General features: G+C 31.7%; 12 protein-coding genes. 10 read left to right on the top strand and 2 right to left on the bottom strand.

Annotated features, from left to right (window positions below; genetic code table 11):
• Positions 1-770 precede the first annotated feature (770 nt).
• Complete coding sequence (locus ACI32A_RS04290; protein WP_439753794.1) at positions 771-1,289, bottom strand: DUF5662 family protein; 519 nt, start codon at positions 1,287-1,289, stop codon at positions 771-773.
• A gap of 131 nt (positions 1,290-1,420) precedes the next feature.
• On the opposite strand from ACI32A_RS04290, the gene rpmE reads away from it, so the two are divergent.
• The 8 genes from rpmE (at position 1,421) to ACI32A_RS04250 (ending at position 8,359) form a co-directional block, all read left to right on the top strand.
• On the top strand, positions 1,421-1,636 hold the full coding sequence (rpmE, locus tag ACI32A_RS04285; RefSeq protein ID WP_439753793.1) for a 50S ribosomal protein L31: 216 nt from the start codon (positions 1,421-1,423) through the stop codon (positions 1,634-1,636).
• 42 nt (positions 1,637-1,678) lie between these two features.
• The gene (locus ACI32A_RS04280) at positions 1,679-2,842 is read left to right on the top strand and encodes an aminotransferase class I/II-fold pyridoxal phosphate-dependent enzyme (protein WP_439753792.1); all 1,164 of its coding nucleotides are present in this window, start codon (positions 1,679-1,681) and stop codon (positions 2,840-2,842) included.
• A 41-nt stretch (positions 2,843-2,883) separates the two neighbouring features.
• Positions 2,884-4,011: a helicase-related protein gene (locus ACI32A_RS04275; protein ID WP_439753791.1), complete on the top strand. Its 1,128-nt coding sequence runs from the start codon at positions 2,884-2,886 to the stop codon at positions 4,009-4,011.
• Positions 3,942-4,598: a ComF family protein gene (locus tag ACI32A_RS04270; protein WP_439753790.1), complete on the top strand. Its 657-nt coding sequence runs from the start codon at positions 3,942-3,944 to the stop codon at positions 4,596-4,598. The genes ACI32A_RS04275 and ACI32A_RS04270 overlap by 70 nt, the downstream gene beginning before the upstream one ends.
• Positions 4,599-4,624: 26 nt before the next feature.
• Positions 4,625-5,938 (top strand): coiled-coil domain-containing protein, encoded by a 1,314-nt coding sequence (locus ACI32A_RS04265; RefSeq protein WP_439753789.1) that lies wholly within the window; start codon positions 4,625-4,627, stop codon positions 5,936-5,938.
• A gap of 81 nt (positions 5,939-6,019) precedes the next feature.
• A complete protein-coding gene (locus tag ACI32A_RS04260) occupies positions 6,020-7,036 on the top strand; it encodes a bifunctional UDP-N-acetylglucosamine diphosphorylase/glucosamine-1-phosphate N-acetyltransferase GlmU (protein ID WP_439753788.1) in 1,017 nt (338 codons plus the stop codon).
• A 23-nt stretch (positions 7,037-7,059) separates the two neighbouring features.
• Positions 7,060-8,022, top strand: a complete 963-nt coding sequence (locus ACI32A_RS04255) for a ribose-phosphate diphosphokinase (protein WP_439753787.1) — start codon at positions 7,060-7,062, stop codon at positions 8,020-8,022.
• Positions 8,015-8,359, top strand: coding sequence for an ArsC/Spx/MgsR family protein (locus ACI32A_RS04250; RefSeq protein WP_439753786.1), 345 nt, complete (start codon positions 8,015-8,017; stop codon positions 8,357-8,359). Before ACI32A_RS04255 ends, ACI32A_RS04250 begins: the two co-directional genes overlap by 8 nt.
• On the opposite strand, the gene ACI32A_RS04245 is transcribed toward ACI32A_RS04250, so the two are convergent.
• Entirely contained in the window at positions 8,348-9,097 is a 750-nt protein-coding gene (locus ACI32A_RS04245; RefSeq protein ID WP_439753785.1) for a TatD family hydrolase, read from the bottom strand. The genes ACI32A_RS04250 and ACI32A_RS04245 overlap by 12 nt on opposite strands.
• Before the next feature lie 74 nt (positions 9,098-9,171).
• Between ACI32A_RS04245 and proB the strand changes: the two genes are divergently transcribed.
• Together proB and ACI32A_RS04235 are read left to right on the top strand one after the other, a co-directional pair.
• The gene (gene proB, locus ACI32A_RS04240) at positions 9,172-9,936 is read left to right on the top strand and encodes a glutamate 5-kinase (protein ID WP_439753784.1); all 765 of its coding nucleotides are present in this window, start codon (positions 9,172-9,174) and stop codon (positions 9,934-9,936) included.
• Positions 9,937-9,939: 3 nt separating this feature from the next.
• Positions 9,940-11,163 (top strand): glutamate-5-semialdehyde dehydrogenase, encoded by a 1,224-nt coding sequence (locus tag ACI32A_RS04235; protein WP_439753783.1) that lies wholly within the window; start codon positions 9,940-9,942, stop codon positions 11,161-11,163.
• Positions 11,164-11,214: the final 51 nt, after the last annotated feature.

Below are 11,214 nucleotides of genomic sequence, written 5' to 3'. Positions count from 1 at the left end.
CTTCAACACAGGTTTTCTGTACTTTGTCACAAGTACAAGATGAGCTGTCAGAAGGAAACAGCTGTGGTTGTTTGTGTAGTATGATTTATCCTTTACTTTCTTGAACATAAATACCCCTATATATGTTACGACTGATTATATTATATGGTATAATTATATTGTATTCAATGGAAAGGATAAGGATTACGTCTGATGTACAGAACTGATAGAATTCGTATTGAAAAAAATGTCATATCGTTTGTAACAAAAGATATATGTTCTTTTGAACTGCCATTTGATGTGTTTCAAGTTTATTCTGATTTACAATCAGTGGCTTAGACTACCTTCATCAACTTTTTAGTTGAACTTAGCGATAAAAAATGAGAAAAATAATTTTGATAGTATTATTTTCTATTATGCTAAATGGGTGTAAAAATAATTATACAAAATTTGAATATATAGAAAATATTAAAGAAATTGAAAATCTAATAAATAATGAAAACAGAATAATAATTGAGATAACAAAGAAAGACTGTTATTATTGTGAAAAATTAAATAAAGAAGAAAAAAATTAAATAGAGATGTAATAATTTATAAATATGTAATAGATGAAAATACATCAAAAAAAGAAATGGATTATTTAAAAATTGCATTTAAACCTTTTCAATATGTTCCAATATTTTATTATTTTGATGAAAATACTATTGTTGATTACTTAGTAATAACAGATTGGCAAAATCCTTTATGTGAACTAAAAAATTGGATAGATGGTTTATTCTAAAAAGAAGTCATTATTGTTTGATTTCTTTTTTGATATATTCAATGGTCTGATCCAATCCATTTTCGGATAAATAAACCAGTAAAGAATGGATTAGAGCATCGGTATTGGGATGAATCAAGATTTTATTTCTTCCCTGGTTGTAATAATCCAAAGCCGATGAATCTGTATATTTATCTTTTTGATAAATCATACTGGCTGCTACACGATCACAAAACATTTCAATGACATAGTTTACAGGCATTTGGCATGGATAAATTCCATCTTTACCAAAGTCTAACCAATACTCCCAGTGATGTTTGTTTCTTCCTTTATGATGCAGCCAACCCAGAGAATAGCCTTTTTCTTCTTTTTCAGCATCTATGGGAGAACGATATCCTTGATAATATTTAAAACCAGTCTTTAATTCAATATAAGAATATTTACTTAGATCGTGTAATAACCCTTGTTTAAATAAATGACAACGAAAACATAGCCAAGTGACTTTCATTTTATGTTGTGTAATTGTTTTTAAATGTTGAAAAGCTTTCATATAAGAAATTATAACGAATTTCTTATAAAATTAAAGTCGAAATTATCTTGAAATATGACGTATGGAATGTTATTATTTTATAGCACTTACTTTAGACTTATAGAAGTTTAAGGCGGAAGGAGGAAAATAGTATGAAAAAAGGAATTCATCCTAATTATCACACTGTTAAATGTATCTGTACTTCATGTGGAGCAGAATTTGAAACAGGTAGCACAATCAAAGGAAATGAATTGCGTGTAGATACTTGCAGTAACTGTCACCCATTCTTCACTGGTCGTCAACGTTTCGCGGCTGCTCAAGGTCGTATTGAGAAATTTAATAGAAAATACGGATTTAATCAGAAATAGAACATTAGGTGTCATTTTGACACCTTTTATTTTGGAGGCACTATGATTCATACAAAACGAATGGAAGCATTTCAAACTTCAATTTTTACCAATATCAAAAAAATGAAAGAAGAATATATTCAAAGAACAGGAAATACAGTCATAGATTTTTCTATTGGATCACCTAATATTGCACCCGTTTCCTGTATCATTGAAACCATGAAAGAAAAAATGGACGAACCTGATAACTGGAAGTATGCCATTACAGATATGGACGAAATGAAACAAGCTATTCAAACATGGTACAAAGAAAGATATCAAGTTGATTTAGCTTATGATGAAATGATTTGCGTTTCAGGATCTCAACAAGCTCTAAGTATTCTTCCAATGTCTATATGTGATCCAGGAGACATTGTATTAGTACAAGATCCTTATTATCCTATCTTTAGTGATGGACCAAAGATTGCAGGAGCAACAATTCATTACATGCCGTTATTAGAAGAAAACAATTATTTAATTCAATTCAATCAAATTGATCCAGAAATTGCCAGACAAGCAAAATTGATGATAGTATCCTATCCCAATAATCCAACATGTGCCATTGCACCGGATTCATTTTATGAAGAATTAATTCAATTCGCGAAAAAAAACAACATATTGGTTTTACACGATAATGCCTATAGTGAATTAGTTTTTGATGGAAAAGTTGGAAAAAGTTTTCTGTCATTTGAAGGAGCCAAAGACATTGGAGTGGAATTAAATTCTTTTTCAAAAACATTTGGAATGGCAGGAGCTCGATTAGGTGTTTGCGTTGGAAATAAAGATATAATTGAATCATTTGAAATGTTGAAATCCAATATGGACTATGGAATCTTTAAACCCATTCAATATGCAGCTATTACAGCTTTAAAAGAAGGAAAAGAAAGCATAGCACAAACTTGTTTAGCATATCAAAATAGAAGAGATGCTCTTGTCAAAGCATTTAAAGAAGCAGGATGGAATATTTCGAAAACACCGGCGACTATGTTTATGTGGGCAAAAATTCCAGATTCCTATTCAGATTCCATGGCATTCACAAAAGAATTATTAGAAAAAGCAGGTGTCGTCGTAACGCCTGGCATGGCTTTTGGAGAACAAGGAAAGCGATATGTAAGAATTGCGTTAGTACAAGATGAAAAAGAAATCATGGAAGCGGCCAATCGAATTCAAAAAGCGAATTTATTTTGATTCGTTTTTTCTTTTTTCTTCTTTTTTTCGTATAAATAAATATGAAATGTTTTCGCTGTCAAAACCAGGATCCTCGTTTGTTTACTTTTGATCAAGGTGTTTATTATTGTCGAAAATGCATTATGTTTTCTCGAATAGATGCCAATACGCCTATAAAAAAAGTAACACTCACAAGAAAAAAAATTTCTATTCAACCTCATCTAAAATATGAATTAACACCCAAACAAAAAGAAGCATCAACGAAAGTGTGTCAATTTCTTCAAGAAGGAAAAGACGTATTTTTATATGCTTGTACAGGAGCCGGAAAAACTGAAATTACTTTAGAAAGTATTTGTTTATACTTATCACAAGGGAAAAAAGTAGGATTTGCGATTAGTCGAAGACAAGTGGTCTTAGAAATTAAAGAACGACTACAAAAAATATTTCCGTCATTACAAATTGTTGCGGTAACCCAAGGTTATACCGATATATGGGATGGTGATTTAATTGTTTGTACAATGCATCAATTGTATCGATATCCCTATGCCTTTGATTTATTGATCATGGATGAAGTGGATGCTTTTCCATATATTGGAAATGACGTATTAAAAGAAATTGCGAATGGTTCCTGTATTGGACAAAAATTATTTTTATCTGCTACTCCAGATGAATCTTTATTAAAAAACGTAGAAATAGTTACTCTTTTTCAACGACCTCATGGACATCCTTTACTTATTCCAAAAGTTATTTGTCTTCCGATTTTTCTTCAATTCATTGTTTTATTATATTACTTAAAAAAATGGAAAAATAAACAAAGTCTTATTTTTGTTCCAACGATACAAGATACATATACTCTTCATTTTCTTCTTTCCTTCTTTATTTCCAATAAAGCCATTCACTCACAAATTACACAAAAAGATAAAATAATTGAAGAATTTCATCAAAAAAAATTTCAATGCCTGATATCCACAACTCTATTAGAAAGAGGCATTACAATTCCGAATGTTTGTGTACTTGTTTTTAAAGGAAATCACAGTGTATTTAATGTATCAAGTTTAATTCAGATTTTTGGAAGAGTTGGACGAAGTTTTTTAGATCCCATTGGAAAAGGAGTCATTTTATGCGATACGCAAAACGAATCTATCAAAAATTGTATTCGACAATTAAAACAGATGAATGTCAATGCTTAATATGTAATGCCTGTTGGCCAGGAAATTTATGGGATTCTTCTTTCATTTGTACAAAATGCCAAGATCAATTCATTGTTCATCGAAAAGCCTATTATTATCACAATACATGGATCTATGTTTTATATGAATACAATGAATTTTTAGAAAGACTTTTATTTCGATTTAAAGACCAGAAAGATATTGCACTATATCCTGTTTTTTTAGATGAGTATCATACTTTATTTCAAACTATATTAAAAAAGCATATTATATGTGTTATGTGTTCTAGTGAAGTTTCTAGAATGAAACGAGGATTTGAACCTAATTTTCTGATTTTACATTCCTATACAGTTTATTCTCCATTATATAAAAAAACCAATATCAAACAATCCAGTAATCCACATCGAGAAAATATTCATCAAGTCATTGAAAAAAAGAATCTATATACATTACCGAATCAAAAGATTTTATTATTTGATGATGTTTGTACGACGGGTCACACAATTGAAAGAGGAATGGATTTATTACAACCAGATGTGGTATTCTTATTATCGGCACATCCTCTATGGATTGAGAGAATGGCTATGGAAAAACAAAAGCGCTTTTGATAGAATAGAAACACGAAGGTGATTGTATGACAAGAAAAGAAACAGAACAAGATGAAATTTCCAGATTATTGGATTCATATGAAGATGAAACATTAAATCAAAAAATGGATGCTTTTGCACAATCTAAGAAAAAAAGAATCAATAAGAATGTAAAAAAAGAAGCGGAAATTCCTTCTTTTGTCAAAAAAGAAAATGTCTCAGATACGCCTATTGTATTAAGTGCGAAAGATTGTAAACAAGAACAATCATCTAATTTATCAGGGACACGTGCATTTAATCCTAAAAATATTAATACAAAAGAAGAATCGGTTTCTGGAACGGTTGTGATTGATGATAACGAAATTCAATCGTTATTAGATGATCAAAAAGGACCGCAATTAACGAGAAAAAAAGTCAGCAAGAAACAAGAAGAACCAAAAGAAGATTTTCATTTAAAGAAAACTTCCAGTGCAAAGCCGGCAAAAAAACAAGGTGGAGGAAAAACCATTGCGGTGATTGTGGCTTCTGTTTTAGGTATTTTATTGACTATTTTATTGATTTTTGGTGTGGTAAAAATTGTACAGAATTTTGCGGGTGACAACATTAGCAGTGAAATGCAGGAACAATATTATCAGGAAATCATGGATTGGGTTGATAACTATGATTTATATGATGATGAAGAAAAACTGGAAATTATTGATTTAGAATCGAAATTTAACAAATTAACAGATTCTCAAAAAGAAGATATTGATACAGCATTGATTCAAAAAACAGGATATTCTTTTGATGAATTACTGGCAAAGGCTAAGAGTAAAAAGAAAGAAGATTCTAAAAACAATAATACAGAAAATGCCGTAAAAAAAGCAGAATTAAAAGAAAAAATTAATGACTTGAAAACGGATTTATCACGTGCGCAATCGGATTTAGATGATGCACAGGAAACATTGGATCAAGCCACTTCAGCTTATAATAAAGCGGTTACGGCTTATAATAATGAAGAAAGCACAGTAAATTCATATACAAGTACAATCGCAACGTATCAAAGTTATCAAAACACATACAATGCGAAATATGCAGAATACTTAAATACAGATTATTCAGATACAGAGACAAGAGATGCAATCTGGAAAGAAGTAGAAAGTGCTAAAGCCAATATGGATTCCATTCAATCGGACTACAATACAGCTGTTAATAATTTAAACAGTGCACAATCAAAGATGGAAAGTGCAAAATCGACAATGAATGATGCCAAGTCAAATATGGACAGTGCTAAGCAGGTTGTGGATGAAAAACAAAGTGTTGTGGATGAACTGAAAAACAAAATCAGTGTTTATCAGCAGCAATTGGATGAATTAGACTAAAGATAGTTTTTACTATCTTTTTTGTGTTTCAAAAGTAGACAAAAATTGGTAAAATGTATTGGGTATGGAAAGGAGAACAAGATGCGTAATGCGATTGTTTTAGCAGCAGGGAAAGGAACGAGAATGAAATCACAACTCAGTAAAGTGATGCACCCCATTATCGATCGTCCTATGCTGGGATATATTATTGATGCTTTAAGAGCTGTACATACAGAAAGAATAGTGATAGTCGTTGGTTATCAGGCACAAAGTATTATGGATGCATATCCAGATTGTGAATTTGCGATGCAGATGCCACAATTAGGAACAGGACATGCCGTGATGCAATGTAGTCAATTAAAAGAAGAAAAAGGTCAGACATTGGTTATTAATGGAGATGGGCCTTGTATTACACCAGAAACACTGGAAAAATTGTTTCAAGCCAATGAAGGCGCTTCCTGTACTTTATTGACATCAATTTTAGAAGACGGTGCTCATTATGGAAGAATTGTACGAGATGCCAATAATAATGTGATTTCGATTGTAGAAGCTAAAGACTGTACGCCAGAACAAAAGAAAATATGTGAAATCAATGCAGGAATGTATTGCTTTGATAACCAGGATTTATTTTCTAACATCAATCAATTAAAAACCAATAACGCCCAACATGAATATTATTTAACAGATATGGTTAAAATCTTGTCTTCACAAGGAAAACAAGTAAAAGGATTGGTTATTGAAGATCGTGATGAAGTCATGGGAATCAATGATTGTGTGGAATTAAATAAAGCCTATGAATTAATGAAACAACGAATTAATACAAAATGGATGAAGGAAGGCGTTCAAATTGTAGATCCAAATCGAACAGTGATTGGAAAAGATGTTCAAATTGGACATGATGTGATTATTTATCCAAATGTAGAAATAACAGGAAAAACAGTAATTGGAGATTTTGTTGAGATTTTACCAAATTCTATGATTCAAAACGCAGTCATTGAAAACAATGTTTGCATTGATAATAGTAAAATAGAAAATTGTTTGATTAAAGAAGGTCAAAGAATTGGTCCTTTTTCCTATGAAAAAGGAAATAAAAATGGTTTAAACATAAAAAATGTTTAGATAAAAAAGTGGGAGAATATGAAATGAAAGACACAGTTGTATTTGCTTTATCATCAAGCATAGGCTTGGCACATGGAATTTGTAAAGAATTAGGGATTGAATTGGGAAAATGTAAAGTCAATCACTTTGCGGATGGAGAAATTCTGGTTGAATTAGGGGAATCTGTTCGGGGAAAACATGTTTATTTTGTACAAAGTACAAATAGTCCAGTAAACGACAATTTAATGGAATTATTGATTGGAATTGATGCTTGCAAAAGAGCCAGTGCATCAACAATTAACTGTATAATTCCATATTTTGGGTATTCAAGACAAGATCGAAAAGCAAAACCTCGTCAACCTATTACATCAAAATTAGTTGCGAGTTTATTGGAAACAGCAGGAGCCGATCGCGTTGTTACAGTTGATTTACATGCGACACAGGAACAAGGATTTTTCGATATTCCTGCCGACGATATTTCGGCTTTAAAATTAATTGCGAATTATTTAAAACATAAAAATATTGAAGATGTTACAGTGGTTTCACCAGATCATGGCGGAACAGTACGTGCTCGTAATCTGGCATTGGAATTGGATGCACCGATTGCAATTATTGATAAACGTCGTCCACGACCAAATGTTGCCGAAGCCATGGGATTGTTAGGAGATGTCAGTGGAAGAACAGCTGTTATTATCGATGATATGGTTGATACAGCGGGTACATTGGTTTCTGGAATTCGTATGTTGAAAGAAAAAGGGGCAAAAGAAGTATATGCCGTTTGTTCACATGGAATTTTATCTGGACCAGCTATTGAGCGTTTATCTGGTAGTGGTTTAGTTGAATTTATTTGTACAGATACAATTGATCAAACCGAAAACAAAAAGAATTATCCACAAATGAAAGTAATTTCAGTAGCTCCATTGATGGCTGCTTTAATTCGTGCTGTAGAAGAAAATACTTCTTTATCTGGTGCACTGAACACAGCTCTTTCACATGTACATGAATAAAATACTTTTTATTGGTTATCCACGTTGTTCAACGTGTGTAAAAGCTTATAAAGCTTTGTGCGAAAAATATGAAGTATCGTATCGCGATATTTCAAAAGACAATCCAACTAAAGAAGAAATCAAGGACTGGATGAATAAAGGAATTTCCTTAAATCAATTGTGGAATACAAGCGGAAAATTGTATCGAGAACTCAATATAAAAGAAAAGAAACTAACAAGTACACAAGACGAATTAGTTTCTTTATTGGCACAATATGGAATGTTAGTAAAAAGACCAGTTGTCATATATAACGAACAAATTTATATTGGAAATCAATACCAGGAATTATTGAAATAAAGAATGATAGTTTTTTTCAATCTGTGAACAAAGAACAAGTAAATCGACTTGTTTGATGTCACAGATTTTTTTTGCGACAAATTGAACATTTTTTGGTTCATTTTGTTTACCACGAAAAGGAACCGGCGTTAAATACGGAGAATCTGTTTCTGTTAAGATTCGATCAATTGGACATGCTTCAATACATTCAATGGCTTGTCGTGCATTTTTATATGTAATAGGACCGGCAAAAGAAATCATAGAATCCATTTTTAAACATTCCATCATCGTTTCTTTGCTGCCAGAAAAACAATGAAAAATAATTTTTGTCTGGGCATATTCTCTTAATATATCCAAAGTATCTTTGGTGGCACTTCGCATATGAATGGAAATTGGTTTTTGATATTGATTGGCCAATTGAATTTGCTGAATAAAAATTTCTTTTTGTTTGTCTTTAAACGAATCATCCCAATAATAATCCAATCCAATTTCTCCTACACAATCCAAAGAAGAAATGACACTTTCCAGTAATTCAAAATGTTTTTTAGTAATTTCCAGAGCATCTTGAGGATACCATCCAAAGGCAATGCGAATAAAAGGAAATTGTTTCTTTAATTCAATAGCTCTTAAATAATCAATTTCTTTACAACAAATCACCATAACATTATCTATTTTGTTTTCTAAAATATTTTCCATAATTTCATCAATTCTTCCATACAACAATTCATCTGTTATATGACAATGACTATCTGTATACATATTTTTTTCCTCATTTCTCAACAATATAATAAAACTATGATAGAATGGACACAAGTATTTTAAGGGAGGATGCAATGAGAGTTGTAGTAAAAGTCGGTTCTTCGACATTAACCCATCCATCTACGGGATTGTTGAATATACGACGAATGGAAAGTTTATGTAAAGTCTTAAGTGACATAAAAAATGAAGGACATGAATTGATTCTTGTTTCCAGTGGAGCCATTGCGATGGGAATGGGAAAATTAGGATTAAAAGAAAAACCACAGTCTTTACCGGGAAAACAAGCTGTTGCCAGTATTGGACAATGTGAATTAATGTATACCTATGATAAATTATTTAGTCAATATAATCATACGATTGGACAGGTTTTACTAACAAATGAAGATATTGAACATCGAAAAGAGAATTGTATTAATACAATTGAAAAATTATTAACATTTTCTTGTATACCTGTTATCAATGAAAACGATACAATTTCAACAAGCGAAATTGAAATCGGAGATAATGATACATTAGGAGCTGTGGTAGCCAAAAGCATTCATGCGAATTTATATATTATTTTATCGGATATTGATGGACTCTATACCGATGATCCCACAAAAAATAAAGACGCACAATTAATTTCCATAGTCAAAACCATTGATGAATCTATTTTAAAATTAGCAGGAGATTCGTCTTCAAAAGTAGGAACCGGTGGAATGATTACTAAGTTACAGGCAGCTCAAATTGTCACAAAAGCCAATTGTGATATGATTATTGCTAATGGAAAGAATCCAGAAATTTTATATGATATTATGGAAAATCAATTTGTGGGAACGTTATTTCAGAAAGAAGGATAAAAAATGTATACAATTGATATTATGAAACAAGCCAAAGAGGTATCAAAATCTATTGTCTTAAATACAACACAAAAAAATGATGCTTTAAATAATATGGCACAATCTTTAATACAACATATTCCAGAAATATTAGAAGCCAATGAAATCGATGTAAAAAAAGCACAGGATACATTGTCTAAAGTGAAATTGGATCGCTTGATTTTAACAAAAGAAAGAATTGAATCCATGGCTAAAGGAATCAAAGAAGTGATTGAATTAGAGGATCCAGTGGGAAAAGTATTAGAGGAAGTAAATCGAAAGGGATTACTCATTCAAAAGAAAAGTGTTCCATTAGGTGTCATTGCGATTATTTATGAAAGTCGCCCCAATGTTACAAGCGATGCAGCTTCTTTGGCCATAAAAAGCGGGAACGTTTGTATTTTAAGAACAGGAAAAGAAGCTTGGAATTCTGCTAAAGCCATTGTTGATGCTTTACAAGAAGGATTAGAAAAAACAGCTTTACCAAAAGAAATGGTACAATTAATTGAAGATACTACTCGTCAAAGTGCTTATGAACTTATGAATGGAGTTGGATATATTGATTTATTGATTCCAAGAGGCGGAAAAGGCTTGATTTCTTCTTGTGTTGAAAATGCAAAGGTACCTTGTATTGAAACAGGAACCGGAATTTGCAGTGTATATGTAGATGATGAATGTGATATCGAAATGGCATTAAATATTGTTGAAAACGCGAAGACAAGTCGTCCATCGGTTTGTAATGCAGAAGAAACGTTATTGGTACATGAAAATATAGCATCTGTTTTTTTACCAAAATTAAAAGAAAAAATTCCACAGGTTCAGCTTAGATTAGATACACAAGCTTTATCAATCATCGATGGAATACCGGCAACTAATCAAGACTTTGATACAGAATTTTTAGATTATATTTTAGCTGTTAAAGTTGTGAAAAATGTAGAACAAGCCATTGAGCATATTCAAAACCATTCAACACATCACTCCGATTGCATCGTTACAAACAATACAGAACATGCACAATTGTTTACGGCATTAGTGGATAGTGCAGCTGTTTATGTCAATGCTTCGACTCGTTTTACCGATGGAGGAGAATTTGGATTGGGATGTGAAATGGGAATTTCAACACAAAAACTTCATGCTCGTGGTCCAATGGGGTTAAAAGAATTAACAACCTATAAATATATCATTCATGGAAATGGAAATATTCGATAAGGGGCTGTAACGAATAGTTGAGTTTTTACAAATTCGAGGGGTTACAGCACC

Source organism: Floccifex sp. (assembly GCF_051873555.1).
In the GTDB taxonomy this organism is placed as follows: Bacteria; Bacillota_I; Bacilli_A; order Erysipelotrichales; family Erysipelotrichaceae; genus Floccifex.
This window is presented reverse-complemented; position numbering and strand designations above follow the sequence as displayed.